Source organism: Dehalogenimonas sp. W (assembly GCF_037094495.1).
Classification (GTDB): Bacteria; Chloroflexota; Dehalococcoidia; order Dehalococcoidales; family Dehalococcoidaceae; genus Dehalogenimonas; species Dehalogenimonas loeffleri.
The window spans coordinates 614,480-632,506 of the sequence record NZ_CP146612.1 but is presented as its reverse complement, the minus strand read 5'-3'; the positions used below and the strand labels follow the sequence as shown (position 1 = coordinate 632,506).

Here is an 18,027-nt window from a genome sequence, read left to right as displayed (position 1 = left end):
AAAAACAAATACTACCAATATTTTAAATAAGGGACGGTCAGCCGAATTTGAGCCAGTTGAATTGGGCATGCCAGACCGCCCACACGGCGATGATGAAGATGGTGATAAAAACCCCCGGCTCCGATTTAGGGGGAAGAAAGACAACACCTGACAGCAGACAGGAATTTCCTGCCTGTTGCCAGGTGGCATTTCCCCGGTTTATCTGGCTGAGTAAGCGGCAATCAACGCTGAAATAAGCGTCAAAACACCTAAGATTACATGAATCTCGGCGTTGCCATCTTCACCCGCCGCCAGGAAACCGCCGACGCCGGCCAGAATTGCCAGCCCTGCAGTGATTAAGGTCCATAATTTGGTGTTTTTCATTGTGTCCTCCCGTAATAATATTGAAACTGTGTAATGCTATAATGGATTCAAGGAGATGTCAATGATAAAACCGATAGCAAAACGCACTTTCAAATCCTTCGCCGGTATGCTGCTGGCCGGGGCTTTTACCGGCTTTTTAATAGCGATTCCGGGTATCGTTCTCGGTGCCGCCCTGGTATCCGGTAACGATGCCGGCGGCTTCGGCGACCTGGTCGGCGGTATCATGGGGATGGTTTTTGGCTATCCGCTGGGCGCGGTGCTGGGGATTTGGATTTACGGCCGCGTGTTCAAGTATCCCGGATCCATCTGGCTGGCGCTGGCCGGCGCCGTGATGGGCGTGGTGCTGATATTCGGGCTGGCTGAACCGCTGAACCTGAATGCCGACAGCAATGTGCTGCTGTTGAGTTATTTTACAGTGACGGTGGTGCTGGCAAGCTGGGGCTATCATCTGAAGGCGGGCAAGAACAGCTGATACGGGGTTGGAAAATTGGAGGCGACGACCGGATTCGAACCGGTGAATAGGGGTTTTGCAGACCCCCGCCTTGCCACTTGGCTACGTCGCCGGCGTTATTGAAGCGGACTTTCGGGGGAAAGTCCGCGGTGTCTTTAATGGAGCGGAAGACGAGGCTCGAACTCGCGACCTCCTCCTTGGCAAGGAGGCGTTCTACCACTGAACTACTTCCGCATATTTAAACGCAATTTTAACACAAAATGGTGCCGAGAGGGAGATTTGAACTCCCACGAGCTCATCACTCACTAGCCCCTCAAGCTAGCGTGTCTACCATTCCACCATCTCGGCCACTGGCAGGAGCGGAAGGACTCGAACCCTCGACCGGTGGTTTTGGAGACCACTGCTCTACCAACTGAGCTACACTCCTACAATGCAGGCGCGAGTAAATAGCATAGCGCAAGCAGTTTGGAATTGTCAATGGCGGCAGACCTGCGGGAGAGAAAATTATGCAGACCGGAAAGAGCCTTCTTCAGGCGGCGGGGGCGGCTACGCCGCTCAGCAGGTTATCCACCATTTCGTTGATGAACGCCTCCGGCCGGGTGCGGTGATGGAAGGCGACGCTGGTAGCCCGCAGCAGTACGATGGTATAGGCCAGTGTGCGGGCGGTGACGTCGGTGGTGTGAGGTTTCAGCTCGCCGGCGGCGACCCGCTCGTCAAGATAAGTCTGGAACAGGCCGATGCCCTGATTCAGGATATTGCGCCAGATGCGCGGCACAATGGGATGGCTCTGGGTTTCGTGAAAGAAGATGTTCATCAGGCTTTCTTTCTGGCCCAGCAAAGCAAAGAACTGATTGCCGGTGATCTTGAGCACCTTAGCCGCCGGTTCATTGTGCATGGTGGTCAGCATGGCCTTGAGCTGCGGCAGAAAGCTGTGCCGCTCCACTACCGCTTCCAGCAACTGGTCCTTGCTCTTGAAATAATGATACATCAGCCCCTGGGCGACACCGGCGGCGGCGGCCAGTTCCCGGACGCTGGTCTTGTCAAAGCCTTTTTTGGCAAAGACCTCCAGCGCGGTGTCAATCAGCTGGGTGCGCCGTTCCACGGCTTTCTCATCACGCTGGGTGGCGCGCTTCGGGGCAGAGGGGTTAATTGAATGCTCAGTCATACGGGCCGATTATAGGTGGGGGCAGAATTGGTGTCAAGGGCTTTATTGTCCAAAAAGCCGGAGCCGGGTGCAATTGCACCCGGCTCATCAGTTTAAATCTAATCGGGGTAATTAGGCAGCTTTGCCGATTTTGAACATCTTGGTACCGCAGACCGGGCAGGCGCCCTGGGTGGCGGGACGGCCGTTTTTCATGGTAATCGCCTTGGCGTCCTTCATTTCCCTCTTGGTGCGGCATTTCATGCAATAACCTTCCACAAGTAACCTCCTTCGTAAATTTGAATATACGATAGCCCAAGCTGACGCGATTGTCAAGAGCTTTGGGCGGAAAAATTCAAAGCTGGGAGTCCATATAGCCCAAAAGTACTAGACTGCGCCCCGGGTCACGTTAGCCAAAGGCAGCATCAGGGTCTTGCCCGGCTTGCGGTTGAGATAGCTTTTGGTGTACTGCGACGGGAAGGAATAGACGATCTGGATACGCGGGTGCTCCAGCCAGAAGACAAAAATCCCCACTGTCTGCGGTTTGGTGCCGAAGGGGCCGATAATCATATTGGCGGTGGTCTTGAATTCATCGTGGATGGCTTCCAGGGTATTACGGATTTCATAGGGGGAATCCGCGGCGACGTGCCGGACTTCAACGTTCGGCTGAGCCAGCAGCAGTTCATTATTCTTTTCGGCGTAGCGCACGTATTCCTCATTGCCGTCCCGCGGCACGGTAATCAGGCAGATGGTGCGTGACGGATTGAACTGCTTCCAGACTGACTGCGAACGCTCAGCCTCAAAACCCAGGAACAGCACCAGCACCGTTTCTTTTTCCAGCGACATGGAACCAAAGAAATTGGCCACGGTGGTAATCTGGTGGACGCCCTGAGTCAGGCGCGACGGGGCATAGGTCTGGGTGGTATGCAGGATGCGCGGCAGGCCCAGGTTGAGTTCGGCGACCAGATAGTGCATCAGCCCCAGCAGGTAAATTTTGGAGAATCCGCTGATGTCCAGGGTAATGTGCGGCTCGTCATCGTCCTTGGGGCGGCAGCGTTTCCAAACGGCTTTAAGCTGGGAGATGCCTTCTGGCGGGTCGTCGCGCTGGCAGCGGATGACGAAGACGCCCTCCGAAGTCTTACGGGACAGCATGCCCTGAATCTTGAATAAGTTAGTGTCTATCTGCTGCTGATAGACCGGCTCTTCAATGACGAAGATGATGGAAAAACGGACCCGGAAGTTACCGGAGAGGCGTTCCACCGCAGAGATTGAGCGTTCTTCAAACGAAGCACAGCAGATGAACAGGTCATCCGCGCCGTATTCATTCAACCGGCCCAGGCTTTCAATTATGATTGGTTCATCGGTTGCCCGCATGCGGCGGTTTTCTCCATCTCAGCGTCCAGCGCCAATATAATGCTCATAAAGCTAAAAGTCAAACGCCGCCGGTTGCCGACAAGGGCTTGACAACCCATTGACAAACCCTGTTGCCGGCAGTCAGGCTGCATTATGCTATAATAGCGCCATGCCTTTATTCTTTGCCTATGGCGCGGCTCTCAGCCGCAAACACATGGCCGCCCAGTGTCCCGGCTGTAAGCCTAAAGTCTCGGCGACGCTGGCCCAGTACCAGCTGGTTTTTACCGGCTGGTCACGGGTGTACCGGGGCGCTACCGCCTCTCTGCGGCCGCTGCGCGGGGCGCACGTCAACGGCGGTGTCTATGATGTTCCAGATACGGCGACCAAACGCCTGGATATTGCTGAGAGCTTTCCAACCCAGAATACCAAGATCAATGTGGTGGTCAATACCGAGAGCGGCGAATCTTTGAACTGCTTTACCTATGTGCCCAAGCACCAGGCGGCGGAAGATAAACCGGCACCGGAATACCTGGCCATTTTACAGCAGGGCTACCGGGACTGGGGTCTGGTTTAGCCGACGGAGCCTTAGACAAGGCTAGACAACTGGCGGCTAAACACCGCCGATAAGCTGCCGCAGCGGCTTTTGATCCGCCACCGGACCGACCACCGCCAGGTGGAATTTATCGGTTTGGATAATCTCCTCAGCCAGTTCAGCGAGGTCTTCCAGCGTAACCTTATCCAGCCGGGCGATGATCTCCTCCGGAGTAAATATCTCCCCGGCCAGTACTTCCTGCCCGCCCAGCCAGGTGGCTACATGCCGCGAGTCTTCCAGCCGCAGGGCCATCCGACCCTTGGACAATTCCCGGGCTTTGTCCAGTTCATGCTGGGTGATGGTGGTTTTTAATTTTTCCAGTTCCTTGATGACGGCCCCGATAGCCAGTTCCAGATTGTCGGTATCCACGCTGGCGGCTACGGTTAAAGCGCCGGTATCCAGCAGGAAATCAGCATAGCTTTGAATGGCATAGGCCAGGCCCAGTTTATCGCGAATCTCGGAAAATAGCCGGGAACTCATGCCCTCACCCAGAATCACATTCAGCAGGCTCTGGGTGTAGCGGCGCGGGTCAACGGTGGACAATGCCGGTACCGCCAGTTGGAAGTGGTCCTGCTCAATGTCCCGGTGTTCAACCACCAGTCGCTCAAAGCCGCTGTTGTTGAAGGGCTCAAAATCAGCCGCCGGTTTGGCGGATTGCCAGCTGCCGAACTGGGCGTCAACGGCTTCAATCATCTGCTGGTGGCTCATGCCGCCGGCGATGGAAACCACGGTGTTGTCCGGCCGGTAGTGTCCGGCCATGAAATGCAGGATATCAGCCCGGCTCATGTCCCGCACGGTGGATTCGGTGCCGGCGATGTCGCGGCCCAGCGGGTGGTCCGGCCAAAGGATAGTATCTATCAACTGGCAGACCTTCTGGTCCGGCTGGTCTTCAGTCATGTGGATTTCTTCAATGATGACCTGGCGCTCCTTCTCCAGGTCTTCCGGGTCAAAGCGTGAATTGAGGAGCATGTCGGCCAGGGTGTCCAGTGTGGACATGAAATGGCTGCTGGCGACTTTGGCCCAGTAAATGGTGGTTTCTTTATCGGTGCCGCCGTTCATGATGCCGCCGACGCCTTCAATAGCCTCGGAAATGTCATGTGCGGTGCGCCGCTTCTCGGTGCCGCGGAAGAGCATGTGCTCAATAAAATGAGACACGCCGCTGAGGTTTTCCGGTTCATAACGTGAACCGGTGCCGATAAACAGGCAGATAGTTGCGGACAGGGTGGACGGCATTTCCTGGGTCAGGATGCGCAGGCCGTTGGGCAGGGTGGTTTTACGGTACATTAATGACTCCTCTTGGCGCTAATTGTACCGGTTTTTGGGGCGCGGGCAAAGTCGGATTGAATATAGGCAGAGCCAATATATACGGAAAATGAAAATGCGTTCACCTGACCGGCACCAGGCCGGGAAGCTGCGGGTTCAGCCTGACGGAGGGGCGCTTCTTCTTAATTTTCGGTCAAGGAACCAGGAAGAGACCAGGAGCGTGAAGCCCAGAAAGAACAAGCCCCACCCCACGAGCGGGCCGCAAATGAGATTTCACCTTAACCCCATAATGGGGCCGGAGATGAAAGAATCCACCAACGGAACCGCGATGGCCGTCAGCCCGGCGATGGTGGCTGCTCTGACGACACGGCTAAGTAACTGGCGGTTCATTTTAAACATTGCTCCTCAAAGAAGGCCGGAGCAGCATCCAGGCGAACAGGCCGAAAGGGAAGGTAAAGAAGCACATGACTCGCAGGAGATATAGCTGGCCGCTACTCATTCCTCGGCGGACGGCGTCGGCGGTGTACAGGAAATGACCCAGACGATCGCCGCTACCAGCGCGGTAAGCAACAAAAAACTAAGTAGCGGTGATTGCATGTCTTACTCCTGTTACAATACATTATAGGTCCAGCTCCGACCAGGCACAATACCCTAATTTAACTACCGCACGAAAGCCGGCCAATCCGCCAGGCTGACTAAGGTACCGCTGGAATAATCGAGGGCGAACACTATAATTCCATCAGTGACCAGAGAGAAATCACCCATCATGCGGTTGAACACCTGTCGGGATTCGGTTATTTGCCTGGACAGCGGGTCGAAGGTTATCACTTTGCCAGTGTCAGAGATTAGCCAGGTCAGACCTCCGGCGAACGTAATGTCTTTTATCCGTACGGCACCCAATTCATATTTAGCCGAGATATACGGAAAGGCGGGTTGGGAAATATTAGTCTTGACCAGAAAGGTGGTGAAGTTGTCGTCGGTGTAATGGATGCCGCCGTATTCATTCGGGACACCTCCTTCAACGACGATACCCCAGATAGCGTCGCCGTCATAGTACAACGGACCGCCGATATCCAGCGCGTGCTCCGCAACCACGGACCCGGCCGAAGGGTCGACTTGGAGTAGCCCTGACTGAGAAATTCCCCACAAGAACTGTCCATCATAAATCCCGACCGTTCCCGCTCCCCCTGATATATTCCATGCGAGGAATTCACCAGTATCACGGCAGATGCGGGAAACGCCGAAGGTGCCGCTCCAAAAATACTGGCCATCGAAAATAAGATTCCCAACAGCGGACTTCAGCTGCCGGCCCTTTTCATCGGCCGCCGGTAGCTCGACAAAAACACTGCTTATGATATCTATAACATAGTAGTAACGCTCGCTGGAGACCCAGATGTGCGTACCGTCGAAAGAGAGGTCAACGGGTTTCGATGGCAGCATAACGACGCCCGCGGTAGCCCCGGTGGCGGGGTTTACCTTGATGACCTGGCTGGCGTTAGCGGCCATGATCCAGAGATGATCGCCGTCGAACGCCCAGCCCCTTGAGTTCTGCCACACCGGCGAGGCTGGACCGGCGATTTCAAATGCCGTGGCGTTGCAGTCTTTGGCTTTGACCCAGAAGCGGGATTCAATGACGCTTACCACGTTGGCGACAACAAATATCACGGCCAGGGAACCGAGGAAGATGAGCGGCCATTTAAGCAATTTATTCATTTGCAAAGCATTCTACCACGGCAACATTAACCTAACATTAACGGAACTGGAGAATTAAAAGGGAAACAAAAGACGCGAGTTATCCTTTGGCCAGCGGCAAGCGGACGGTGAAGACGGTGCCCCTGCCTGGTTCGCTCTCCACTGCAATGCTGCCGCCATGACGGGCGGCGATGCCGCGGCAGATGGATAGGCCCAGGCCGAAGCCGGATTCCGGTGAACGCTCGGCCGAAACCTTATAGAAACGGTCAAATATTCGGTTCAGATGTTCCGGGGCGATACCGCGACCGGTATCCCGCACCCTGATGACGGCTTCCCCTTCTTCCGCCGTCAGTTCCAATGTCACCTCTCTGCCGGCGGGGGTGTTTTTGGCGGCGTTGTCCAGCAGGTTGGAAATCAGCCGGAACAGTTGCTTGCCGTCGCCCCTGACTGTCGAGGCCTTGTCCGGGGTGTCCAGGGTAAATGTGATGCCGTTTTCTTCAAACAGCGGCTGGAAGATATCGGCGGCTTCGGTAACGATGACGGCGACACTTACCGGAATACCCGCGGCTAAAGTCCGGTTCTCATCTACTCTGGCCTGGAGGAGCAACTCATTGACCAGGTGTTCCATCGTTTCTACTCGTGTTGACAACCCGATAAGCAGCTGCTGGTGTTCCGGTGCGATGTCTGGACGGCTGAGGGCGTAGGTGACGGCGGTTTTCATGGAAGCCAGCGGTGTCCGGAGTTCGTGGGCGGCATCGGATATGAAGAGTTTTTGGGCGGTGAAGGCCTGTTCCAGCCGGTCAGCCATGCGGTTGAAGGAATGCGCCAGGCGGCCAATTTCGTCCGATGACGAAACGCGCCAGACCCTTTCGGACAGGTTCTTTTCACTCATGGATTCCGTGGCCCGGGCGATGGTCAGCACCGGGGCGACCGCTTTCCGGGCGACGAACTGTCCGAAGACAGCGGCCAGAATCAAAAGAACCGGTAGGAGATAAACAGCCTGGGTGAGGGTGCGGTCAGCGGCTTCCAGCGTCTGGACCGTCTGGCCGTCCACTGAGGCCACCAGTACCACGTTGTCAAAACCGGGTACCGGGTAGTAGTAAAAGATACGGTAGGCGTTCATGTTGGTAAAACCAAGTTCAAAGGTTCTGGGGAAGTCGGAGCGGTATAGAGAGATTTGATCAGAATTTGTGGTGGTGGTTGCCATTACGTCCGGGGCTGTCATTAAGTATTTAAACAGGACTCCGTCTACTGAAACACCGTTGGCGGATCGGTCACCAAAAGGAACGAATTCGGTAATTACCCTCTCCCCCGTATAATAGGAATTCGGCGGTGCCAGGGTATTATCTGCGCTGAAGCCGTCAAGGTAGCCCGGCCCAACTTCCAGAGTCCTGTTGATGGCGTTGTATGCCTGCTGGGTGTTGATGGCGGTGATGAGCCAGACGAAGGTTGCCAGTATGACCACCAGCGACAGCAGATACACTCCCAGAAAGCGCCAGGTGAGACTGCTGAATCGCTTACGAATCGCGGATAACATAGCCCAGTCCTTTGACCGTTTTTACCACCGTTTCCCTCTCACCGGAGGGGCATAATTTCCGGCGGATGTGGCAGATCATGACTTCAATGACGTTGGAGAAAGCACCGGATTCACAGTCCCAGAGCTGGTGTTCCAGCATTTCCCGGGTTACCACATTGCCCTTGTTGAGGGACAGGTATTCCAGTACGGCATATTCCCTGGCGGTCAGTTCAATCTGTTTCCCATCGTATACCACCTTCCGGGCGGCGGTATCCATGACCAGAAGGCCGGCGGTGATAACCGAATCATATTGATTACCAGCACGGCGGATGAGCGCCCGGATGCGGGCGAAAAGTTCCGGGTAGCTGAACGGCTTCACCAGATAGTCATCTGCGCCCAGGTCCAGCCCGCGCACCCGGTCATCCTCCCGGGAGCGGGCGGTCAGCATCAGGATGGGGGTTTTATTGCCGGTGTTACGGATAGACCGGCAGGCGGCAAAGCCATCCTGCCCCGGCAGCATGATGTCCAGCAGGATGAGGTCATATTCGTAAGCCTCGGCCATCTCAACGCCTTCAAGGCCATTGGTTACCCAGTCCATAACATAGCCGTGCTGTTTGTCCAGACTGGACTTGATTGTCCAGCCCAGGCTCTTATCGTCCTCAATTAGTAATAAGCGCATGACAGCTTAGATGGTAGTTGACGGCTGAAAAAAAGTAAAACCCGTTAAGGTTAGGTTAATGTCGGGGTGGTACAATGGCCGGAAAAATAGCCGGGGTCAATGGAATTTGAACAATGAAAATCCAAAAGGGCGCATGATCGCCACCGAATATTTCAAGCTGACCAGAAACAAAACGGTTATCATCATTCTGTTGGTTATGATTGTATTCGTTGCTCTGTTTGCGACGGTTCCGGGCAACGAGTACAAAGTCATGGCCGACAGTTTTGAGCGCCTGACCGAATTTGATATTGCGGCAGTAGACCGTGGGTCCCCGGTTATTCTCAGTGAGTGGCCGGAGAGTTATGACCCTGAGGATTATCCCCTGGTTGATTCCCAGGGTAAGCTGATACCGGAAAACGCCGAAGTCTATAAACGGTTTATCCGGGAACATTATCAGGCGAAGATAGACGCTCTGACAGCCGAAGGAGGGCGGTACGAAATGACCAGCCTTCTGTCCCAAGGGGCCCGCCAGGGCGCCGGGATACTGGCTGTGTTGAGCCTGGTGATGGCAGTCAACCTTGTCGCCGGTGAGTTCAACAGCGGGTCTTACCGTGTGATGGTCAGCCGGGGTGTCAGAAGGCACCGCATAATGACGGCCAAGATACTTGTTTCTGCGGCATTGGCGGTTGTTTTCACAGTCATTACCACAGTCACCCTGCTTATTACGATACGGCTGTTTTATGATGGGTTCGGAGCGATTCACCCGGCGACACTGTCATTGGGCATCGTCTGGAACGTATTTTGGGTCTTTGGTCTTATTGCTGTGGCATACATGGCTTTAGGGGGATTTTTAGGTATATTCCTGGCCTCCCCCGGTTCGGCGGTGATGGTCGGCATTGTCATCGGCCTTGTTTCCACCAGTTTCTTTTCAGTCACCCCCTGTGGTCAGGGACTTTTCGCCACCATCTCCCCGGCAACCATGGGATATAACTTTGGAAGTATCATGCATTATATGTGGCCGGGGCAGGAATTCATCGGCGGCGCATCCGGGCAAAATGTCGTTATCGTGGGTGGTTCCGCCCAAACTGTGGAGTGTTTTCGGGGGGTTGGTCCGGCCGTTGCCCTGGTACTGGCCTATATCAGTCTGTTCACCGCCCTTGTTTATGGTATCTTCCAGCGGAAAGAATTGAAAGAGTAACGTGATGAGTGATTGTATCGTCAAAACCGAAAACCTGACCAAACGCTTCGGTGACATTGCCGCGGTTGACAGTCTCAATATGGAAATCAGCCGCGGCCAGGTATTCGGCTTCCTGGGGCCTAACGGCAGTGGCAAAACAACCACCATCGCCATGATGCTGAGTCTGATCCGCCCGACCGCCGGCAAGGTATATATGTTCGGCCAGGAGCTTTCTCCGGAAGCACTGATGCGGGTGGGCACGGTGATGGACACCGGGGGCTTTTACCCCGATCTGTCAGGTCTGGACAACCTGCTTATCTTCGGCGGGCTGCATCAGCCTGTGGGTAGAAAACGGCTGGCGGAGGTACTGGAAACGGTATCGCTGGCCGACCGGGCTAAAACCAAATTCCACACATATTCCATGGGTATGAAACAGCGGCTGGCGATTGCCCTGGCCATGTTGGGCGACCCGGAATTCTATATCTTTGATGAACCGACCAACGGAATGGATCCGGAAGGTATTGCCGATATCCGCGGGTTGATAATCAGATTGGCTGAGCAAGGCAAAACCGTGTTTCTGGCCAGCCATCTGTTGGCGGAGGTAGAGCAGGTATGCAGTCACCTGGCTATCCTCAAGAAAGGGAAGGTGGTCAGGCAGGGTGCGATGGAAGAACTGCTGTTCCTCCACGGCCGCAGTGAAATGGAGTTATCAGTCGCCAATCCCGTGAAAACGGTGGCGATACTTTTTGACGCCGGTTTCGATTCCCGTATCGAGGGGGATCTAGTCATCGTGACAGCGCATGAAGGCCAGGCGGAAGCTATTGGAGTTTGTCTGGCGGCGGAGGGTATATATCCCAGAGGGATGACGCGTGCCAAGTCAACGCTGGAGAGTGTATTTCTTCAGGCGACGGAAAGTTGAAGCGGGTCAGTGGACAACCGACCCGCCGACAAATTGCAAAGGGGAGCTTTCAGCAAACAGCCGTCAGCTATCAGCTTACAGATGGTTAGGTAGGGTTTGAATACCTGCACGATTGCCACAGCCGCCAGAGGCGGCCTCGCAAAGACAGCTAGCGGCGGGTCGGTCCGAGACTGATCCCTACCCGGAGGAAGATGACGGGGTGAAGGCCATGGTGGGGTAAACGTCCAGGTCAAGGCCGGAGCGTTCGCCGCGCTGAAGATGGAAGTAGCCGCAGGAGGCGATGACGGCGGCGTTATCGGTGCACAGTTTCAACGGCGGGATAAGCACCGGGATGGGCGAATCAGCCGCCATGCGCTCCCGCAGGCGGGAATTGGCGGCCACGCCGCCGGACAGCAGTATCTGGTTGACGCCGTATTCCATAGCGGCAGCTATGGTTTTGGTCACCAGCACCTTCACTACCGCTTCCTGAAAACTGGCGGCGGCATTTTCCGGGGTGTCTGTCTGTCCAGTCTGGACAAGACGGTACAAGGCGGTTTTCAGACCGGAAAAGCTGAAGTCATGACTGTTGCGGATTACGGCGCGAGGCAGCTTCAGGGTCGGTTTGCCCAGCCGGGCGGCTTTATCCACAGCCGGCCCGCCGGGATAGCCCAGGTTCAGCAGCCGCGCCGCCTTGTCAAAGGCCTCGCCGGCGGCGTCGTCCCGGGTGCGGCCTATAATCTCATATTCGCCGTGGTCTTTCATATATACGAGGTCGGTATGGCCGCCGGAGACAATCAGGGCCATGACTGGAAACTGCGGCAGATCCCCGGTCAGCCAGTTGGCGTAGATGTGGCCTTCCAGGTGATTAACGCCAATCAATGGCTTTTGGGCGGCCATGGCGACGGCCTTGGCGAAGTTCACCCCCACCAGCAGCGAACCGGCCAGCCCCGGTCCTGAGGTCACGGCCACCGCATCTATGTCATTGATGGTGACGGCGGCGGTGGTCAGGCATTTTTCCAGTACCGGCACGGCAGACAGCAGGTGCTGGCGCGAGGCCACCTCTGGCACCACCCCGCCATAACGGGCGTGGATGTCTACCTGGGAGGCTATTTCATTGGCCAGAATTTCAACGCCGTCGCGGACTACGGCGGCGGCGGTTTCATCACAGGAACTTTCAATACCCAATACCAGCATGATTTTATTATAACAGACCCGGCGGCCGGGCTTCACCGCCGGCGGGGGTGTCAAAGGGGTGGGTGTTTTTGGCAGCCGGGGGTGGTGTTTGCTAAAATGGCAGAAAATCACCGAAAAATAAAGATAATCAGCCAAACAAGATAAAAAATAGGCGGTTTATTCATGTTCAGTGTTGATACACACTTGTTCACGGTCAAAGTCCCATTTGCACAAAGACCACGGTCTGGGTTATCATTAGCAATGTTAGCAGTCTCTGCTGGGGACTGCTAAAAAATTGAAAACAGCAGAATAAAAAAGGAGGTATTCATGGCAGTAAACGTACAACCCCTGCAGAACTTTGTCATCGTCAAACCTGGCAAGAAAGAAGAATCCCGCTCCGGTATCATCATCCCCGATACCGCACAGGAAAAAGCTCAGGAAGGCGAAGTTATCGCCGTCGGCCCCGGCCGTCTGGGTAAGGACAATGTCCGCGAGTCCATGGACGTCAAAGTCGGCGACTTTGTCATCTATCCCAAGTTCGGCGGCACTGAGATCAAAGTAGAAGGCAATGACATGGTCATCATGCCGGAGAACCAGATCCTGGCCAAACGGACCGACTAAGTCATAAAAAAAATAGAAAGAATAAATTAAGGAGGCAAAATGGCAAAACAGATTATTTTTGGTGAACAAGTTAGAAAAGCCCTCAAAGCCGGTATTGATACGCTGGCTGATACCGTGAAGGTAACCCTGGGTCCTAAGGGCCATCCGGTTGCTCTGGCCAAATCATGGGGCGCTCCCACCGTTATTGATGACGGTGTGACCATTGCCCGCGATATTGACCTGCCCGATCCCTTTGAGAACATGGGTTGTCAGATCGTCAAGGAAGCCGCCGTCAAAACCAATGACGCTGCCGGTGACGGCACCACCACCTCCATCATGCTGGCCCAGGCCATCATTAACGAGGCCTTCAAGAACATCACCGCCGGCGCCGAGCCGATTGCGCTCAAGCGCGGCATTGAAAAGGCTACCGATGTTATCGCCCAGGAACTGAAGAAGATGTCCACTCCGATTCGGGGCCGTGAGCAGATCGTCCAGGTAGCCACCATCACTGCCAAGGACAAGGAAATCGGTGAGCTGATCGCTGACGTCATGGAGAAAGTCGGTAAAGACGGCGTTATCACCATTGAAGAGTCCAAGGGCGTTAAGTACGAAACTGATTATGTTGAAGGTCTCCAGTTTGACCGCGGCTACATCAGCGCCTACTTCGTAACCGATTCCGGCCGCATGGAATCCGTTCTGGAAGAGCCGGCCATTCTGATTACCGACCGCAAGATTGAGAACATGGCTGAGTTGCTGCCCGCCCTGGAAAAGGTCATGCAGTGGACCAAGACCGTACTCATCATTGCTGAGAACGTTGAAGGCGAAGCCCTGGCCACCCTGGTGGTAAACAAGCTGCGCGGCACCATGAACGTCCTGGCTGTCAAAGCCCCCGGCTTTGGCGATCGCCAGAAGCAGATGCTGGAAGACATTGCCGTCCTGACCGGCGGCCGTGTTATCTCCAAGGAAGCCGGCCGCAAGCTGGATTCCGTTACCGAAGAAGACCTGGGCCGCGCTCATCGCGTGGTTACCAACAAAGACAAGACGGTCATCATTGACGGCGCCGGTACTCCCGAGGCCATCAAGGATCGCATCAAGCAGATCAAGGCTCAGATTGATGAGGTTGAAAGCGCTTTTGACCGCGAGAAGCTGCAGGAGCGCCAGGCGGCTCTGGCCGGCGGCGTTGCCGTTATCGCCGTGGGCGCCGCGACCGAAACCGAAATGAAAGAGCGCAAAGCCCGCGTTGAAGATGCCCTGGCTGCCACCCGCGCTGCTCTGGAAGAAGGCATCCTGCCCGGCGGCGGCGTCGGCCTGATCAATGCCCTGCCCGCCCTGGACAAGCTGAAGCTGGAAGGCGACGAAGAGACCGGCGTGCAGATCGTCAGACGCGCACTGCCGACTCCGGTACGCTGGATTGCCAACAATGCCGGCCGCGACGGTTCCGTCATCATTGACAAGGTCCGCACCTCACCGGTCGGCGTCGGCTACAATGCCGAGATTGACCAGTTCGGCAACATGATTGAGATGGGTATCATTGACCCGACCATGGTGGTTCGTTCCGCTTTGCAGAACGCTACCTCAGTCGCCAACATGATCATCATCACCAATTCCCTGGTGGCCGACATCCCGGAGAAGGCTCCGCCGGCCCCCATGCCTGAATACTAGAAGGCAATTGACTTAGTTTCCCCTTTCATTGGGAGCCGCCTGAATTTTCAGGCGGCTCCCTTGTTTTTCTGCAGCTATAAATTGCCCGAAAAACGGCTTTGAAGTATAATTCACATTGTACTTTGGTATTAGGACTATGACTTAATGCATGAAATGGCGGTTACCCAAAGCCTGCTGGATATTGTGCTCAAAGAGGCGGAAAAAGCCGGAGCGCAGAAAGTGAGCGCGGTCAACCTGGTCATCGGCGAAATGTCCGGCCTGGTGGATGACAGCGTTCAATTCTATTTTGATTTTATGACCAAAGACACCATTGCCGCCGGTGCCAAACTTAATTTCAAGCGGGTTGCGGCGCGGATGAAGTGCCGGGCGTGTGCTGCGGAATTTGTGCCGGCTCCGGAGGAGTGGATCTGCCCGGAGTGCGGTCAGTGGCAGGCGGAAGTGGTGGCCGGCAAAGAATTTTATATAGATTCTATTGAGGTGGACGATGCAGATAAAGGTCCTTAAGGATATTATGGCGGCTAACTCGGCGACGGCGGAGGCTAACCAGTCCCGCCTGGACGCTCAGGGGATCGTCGGGCTGAACATCATGGCTTCCCCCGGTTCCGGTAAGACCACCTTTATCCTGCGTACCATTGACAGTCTTGGACAGCACCTGAAGGTCGGCGTTATTGAAGGCGATCTGGCTTCTTCGGTAGATGCCGAGAAGGTGGCGCAGCATGGCTCGCCGGTGGTGCAGATTAACACCGGCGGCGGTTGTCACCTGGATGCCAACCAGATAGCCGCCGGACTGGACAACCTGCCGTTGGATACCCTGGACATTATCATGATTGAAAATGTCGGTAATCTGGTCTGTCCTTCTGAATTCAAGCTCGGCGAGCATAAGCGGGTGGTTATCCTGAGCGTGCCGGAGGGTGATGACAAGCCCTTCAAATATCCCGGGATGTTTGCCACTGCCGATGTGGTGGTTATTTCCAAGATTGACGTCCTGCCCTATTTTGACTTTGACCTGACTAAGTTTCAACAGGCGGTTTCCGGGTTGAATCCCGGCGTCCTGATTCTGCCGCTGTCGGCGCGGACCGGCGAGGGTTTTGAGGCCTGGATTGACTGGCTCAAAGCCCAGGCGCTCCGGCAGGAGATGTAGCATGACCGCCCGGGCGATGGAGCGGCTGGCCGTTTCTGTCAAAGGTATTGTCCAGGGGGTGGGTTTCCGGCCCTTTGTTTATCAACTGGCGCAACGCCACCAGCTGACCGGCTGGGTGACCAATACCTCCGGTGAAGTGCGGCTGGAAGTTGAGGGCGAGCCGGCAACATTGCAAACATTTCTGGCGGCGTTAACGGCCGAAGCGCCGCCACAGTCTTATATCACCGAAGTTATGTCAAGTAGTTTGCCGGCCTGTGGTTACGCGGGTTTTGAGATTCAGCCGAGTATCGCCGAGCCGGACAAGTACCAGCTTATCTCTCCTGATCTGGCGGTTTGTGCTGACTGCCGGGCTGAAATATTTAACCCGGCGAACCGGCGGTACCGTTATCCGTTCACCAACTGCACCAACTGCGGGCCCCGGTTCACTATTATTGAGGACATCCCGTACGACCGGCCGCTGACCACCATGAAGGCTTTTACCATGTGCCCGGATTGCCGCGCCGAGTATCAGGACCCGTTAAACCGGCGTTTTCACGCCCAACCCAACGCCTGTCCCGTCTGCGGTCCCCGATTGCGGCTGGTTGCCGCTGACGGCAGCGCAGTCGCCGGCGATGATGCTGTCGCGACCGCCGCCTCCTTATTACGCCAGGGCAAGATACTGGCGGTCCGCGGCCTCGGCGGCTTTTTACTGGCCTGTGACGCCACCTCTGAGGCAGTCGTCAGCGAACTGCGGCGGCGCAAACAACGGCCGGCCAAACCCTTTGCCGTCATGCTGCCGGATATGGCGGCGGTGGAAAAAATCTGCCTGGTCAGTGAGGCTGAAAAAAGCCTGCTCACTGCCGCGGCGGCCCCGATTGTGCTGTTGAAACTCCGGGCGGAAACCGGTCTGGCGCCGGGAGTGGCTCCGGGCCTGAAATACCAGGGCGTCATGCTGCCCTATACCCCCCTGCATCACCTGCTCATGGCGGACGCCGGCCAGCCGCTGGTGATGACCTCCGGTAATCTGGCAGAAGAGCCGATTGCCCGCGATAATGATGAAGCGCTGCACCGGTTGGGCGAAATTGCCGATTATTTTCTGCTGCATAACCGGGAGATATATTCCCGCTACGATGATTCGGTGGTGATGCATGAGGCCGGGGCGCCCCGGATGCTGCGGCGGGCGCGCGGTTATGCCCCGTACCCCGTCAGGCTGCCGGCCAGCGGGCCGCCGGTGCTGGCGGTGGGCGCTCAGGAAAAAAACACCTTCTGTCTGACCCGTGATGATAACGCTTTTGTGTCGCAGCATATCGGCGACATGGACAGCGTGGAAACCCGGGAGCATTTTGAAGAGACGCTGGGTCTGTACCGGAAAATGTTCCGTATTGACCCGGAAATCATTGCCTGTGACCTTCATCCTGATTATGTCAGTTCCAAGTGGGCGGAGGAATCAGCGTCCGCCGGCCGGCTGCCGCTGGTCAGAGTGCAGCATCATCATGCCCATATTGCCGCCTGTCTGGCGGAAAACGGGGAAACCGGTCGGGTCATCGGCCTCGCCCTGGACGGCACCGGTTACGGTAAAGACGGCAAAATCTGGGGTGGTGAATTTATGACGGCCGACCTCGCCGGTTTTGAACGGCGGGCTCATCTGGAATACCTGCCGCTGCCGGGCGGCGAGGCGGCGGTGAAGAAGCCCTACCGCACCGCCGTTGGTTATCTGTACCGGCTTTTCGGCGCCGCCGGCCTGACACAAGCCGCTGGGTGTCTAAGGGGTGTCAATAGGTCTGAACTGGAGCTTATCGCCCGGCAAACAGACCACAGGCTGAACACGCCGGAAACCTCCAGCGCCGGTCGGCTGTTTGACGCCGTCGCCGCATTGATGGGCATCCGGACGGAAATACAGTATGACGCCCAGGCGGCGGTGGAACTGGAGATGGCCGCTGAAGGGGTGGACACCGATGCGGTCTATCCCTTTGACATTGCAGTCGCCGGAGGCATGAAGATAATCCGGCTGCAACGGCTGCTGGCCGGGGTGCTGGCGGACCGGTCGGCCCAGGTGCCGGAGCCGGAGATGGCGGCTCGTTTTCACAACACCGTAGTTGACATAAATATAAAAGTCTGTCAGAGTCTAAGGGTAGACACCGGCATAGACAAAGTGGCGTTGTCCGGCGGCTGTTTTATGAACCGGCGGCTGCTGCGTCAGTCCATCGCCGGGCTGGAAGCCCGGGGGTTCAAGGTATATACTCATCGTGACGTCCCGGCCAATGACGGCGGATTGTCGCTGGGTCAGGCCGCGGTGGCGTCCAGGATGGTTAACGGATCCGGCCTGACAGAGCTTTTTTTAGCAGGAAATTAAACCTGAGGAGGTTTT

General features: G+C 56.0%; 18 protein-coding genes and 4 tRNA genes. 9 read left to right on the top strand and 13 right to left on the bottom strand.

From position 1 onward, the window contains the following. Positions 1–198: 198 nt before the first annotated feature. Positions 199–363, bottom strand: a complete 165-nt coding sequence (locus tag V8247_RS03220; protein WP_338738701.1) for a hypothetical protein — start codon at positions 361–363, stop codon at positions 199–201. Positions 364–424: 61 nt separating this feature from the next. On the opposite strand from V8247_RS03220, the gene V8247_RS03215 reads away from it, so the two are divergent. Continuing rightward, positions 425–835: a hypothetical protein gene (locus V8247_RS03215; RefSeq protein WP_338738699.1), complete on the top strand. Its 411-nt coding sequence runs from the start codon at positions 425–427 to the stop codon at positions 833–835. A 16-nt stretch (positions 836–851) separates the two neighbouring features. Here V8247_RS03215 and V8247_RS03210 read toward each other — a convergent pair. The 7 genes from V8247_RS03210 to V8247_RS03180 all read right to left on the bottom strand — a co-directional run bounded on the left by V8247_RS03210 (position 852) and on the right by V8247_RS03180 (position 3,329). Continuing rightward, positions 852–926: transfer RNA gene (locus V8247_RS03210), tRNA-Cys, on the bottom strand. A gap of 47 nt (positions 927–973) precedes the next feature. After that, a tRNA-Gly gene (locus V8247_RS03205) sits at positions 974–1,048 on the bottom strand. 27 nt (positions 1,049–1,075) lie between these two features. Then, positions 1,076–1,162, bottom strand: a tRNA-Leu gene (locus V8247_RS03200). A gap of 3 nt (positions 1,163–1,165) precedes the next feature. After that, positions 1,166–1,241: transfer RNA gene (locus V8247_RS03195), tRNA-Trp, on the bottom strand. A gap of 102 nt (positions 1,242–1,343) precedes the next feature. Next, positions 1,344–1,979 (bottom strand): TetR/AcrR family transcriptional regulator, encoded by a 636-nt coding sequence (locus V8247_RS03190; protein ID WP_338738697.1) that lies wholly within the window; start codon positions 1,977–1,979, stop codon positions 1,344–1,346. 111 nt (positions 1,980–2,090) lie between these two features. Further along, positions 2,091–2,234 (bottom strand): DUF5679 domain-containing protein, encoded by a 144-nt coding sequence (locus tag V8247_RS03185; protein ID WP_187286439.1) that lies wholly within the window; start codon positions 2,232–2,234, stop codon positions 2,091–2,093. Between the two features lie 108 nt (positions 2,235–2,342). Continuing rightward, on the bottom strand, positions 2,343–3,329 hold the full coding sequence (locus tag V8247_RS03180; protein ID WP_338738694.1) for a hypothetical protein: 987 nt from the start codon (positions 3,327–3,329) through the stop codon (positions 2,343–2,345). A gap of 148 nt (positions 3,330–3,477) precedes the next feature. Between V8247_RS03180 and V8247_RS03175 the strand changes: the two genes are divergently transcribed. After that, complete coding sequence (locus tag V8247_RS03175) at positions 3,478–3,882, top strand: gamma-glutamylcyclotransferase family protein (RefSeq protein WP_338738692.1); 405 nt, start codon at positions 3,478–3,480, stop codon at positions 3,880–3,882. 36 nt (positions 3,883–3,918) lie between these two features. On the opposite strand, the gene V8247_RS03170 is transcribed toward V8247_RS03175, so the two are convergent. The 4 genes from V8247_RS03170 to V8247_RS03155 all read right to left on the bottom strand — a co-directional run bounded on the left by V8247_RS03170 (position 3,919) and on the right by V8247_RS03155 (position 9,050). After that, complete coding sequence (locus tag V8247_RS03170) at positions 3,919–5,184, bottom strand: pitrilysin family protein (RefSeq protein ID WP_338738690.1); 1,266 nt, start codon at positions 5,182–5,184, stop codon at positions 3,919–3,921. 639 nt (positions 5,185–5,823) lie between these two features. Beyond that, a complete protein-coding gene (locus V8247_RS03165) occupies positions 5,824–6,876 on the bottom strand; it encodes a hypothetical protein (RefSeq protein WP_338738688.1) in 1,053 nt (350 codons plus the stop codon). Positions 6,877–6,955: 79 nt separating this feature from the next. Beyond that, positions 6,956–8,392 carry a HAMP domain-containing sensor histidine kinase gene (locus V8247_RS03160; RefSeq protein ID WP_338738686.1) on the bottom strand — a complete coding sequence of 479 codons (1,437 nt, stop codon included), beginning with the start codon at positions 8,390–8,392 and terminating at the stop codon, positions 6,956–6,958. After that, entirely contained in the window at positions 8,373–9,050 is a 678-nt protein-coding gene (locus V8247_RS03155; RefSeq protein ID WP_338738684.1) for a response regulator transcription factor, read from the bottom strand. The genes V8247_RS03160 and V8247_RS03155 overlap by 20 nt, the downstream gene beginning before the upstream one ends. Before the next feature lie 106 nt (positions 9,051–9,156). Here V8247_RS03155 and V8247_RS03150 point away from each other — a divergent pair, with 106 nt between their 5' ends. Together V8247_RS03150 and V8247_RS03145 are read left to right on the top strand one after the other, a co-directional pair. Further along, positions 9,157–10,227, top strand: a complete 1,071-nt coding sequence (locus tag V8247_RS03150) for an ABC transporter permease subunit (protein ID WP_338738682.1) — start codon at positions 9,157–9,159, stop codon at positions 10,225–10,227. 4 nt (positions 10,228–10,231) lie between these two features. Beyond that, positions 10,232–11,125, top strand: a complete 894-nt coding sequence (locus tag V8247_RS03145) for an ATP-binding cassette domain-containing protein (protein ID WP_338738680.1) — start codon at positions 10,232–10,234, stop codon at positions 11,123–11,125. 177 nt (positions 11,126–11,302) lie between these two features. On the opposite strand, the gene tsaD is transcribed toward V8247_RS03145, so the two are convergent. Further along, complete coding sequence (gene tsaD, locus V8247_RS03140; protein ID WP_338739300.1) at positions 11,303–12,298, bottom strand: tRNA (adenosine(37)-N6)-threonylcarbamoyltransferase complex transferase subunit TsaD; 996 nt, start codon at positions 12,296–12,298, stop codon at positions 11,303–11,305. Positions 12,299–12,604: 306 nt separating this feature from the next. On the opposite strand from tsaD, the gene groES reads away from it, so the two are divergent. The 5 genes from groES (at position 12,605) to hypF (ending at position 18,012) form a co-directional block, all read left to right on the top strand. Then, complete coding sequence (gene groES, locus V8247_RS03135) at positions 12,605–12,898, top strand: co-chaperone GroES (protein ID WP_338738678.1); 294 nt, start codon at positions 12,605–12,607, stop codon at positions 12,896–12,898. 39 nt (positions 12,899–12,937) lie between these two features. Continuing rightward, a complete protein-coding gene (gene groL, locus V8247_RS03130; protein ID WP_338738676.1) occupies positions 12,938–14,539 on the top strand; it encodes a chaperonin GroEL in 1,602 nt (533 codons plus the stop codon). Between the two features lie 144 nt (positions 14,540–14,683). Next, a complete protein-coding gene (gene hypA / locus V8247_RS03125; RefSeq protein WP_338738674.1) occupies positions 14,684–15,043 on the top strand; it encodes a hydrogenase maturation nickel metallochaperone HypA in 360 nt (119 codons plus the stop codon). Then, the gene (hypB, locus tag V8247_RS03120; protein WP_338738672.1) at positions 15,024–15,680 is read left to right on the top strand and encodes a hydrogenase nickel incorporation protein HypB; all 657 of its coding nucleotides are present in this window, start codon (positions 15,024–15,026) and stop codon (positions 15,678–15,680) included. Before hypA ends, hypB begins: the two co-directional genes overlap by 20 nt. Before the next feature lies 1 nt (position 15,681). Beyond that, complete coding sequence (gene hypF / locus V8247_RS03115) at positions 15,682–18,012, top strand: carbamoyltransferase HypF (protein WP_338738670.1); 2,331 nt, start codon at positions 15,682–15,684, stop codon at positions 18,010–18,012. Positions 18,013–18,027: the final 15 nt, after the last annotated feature.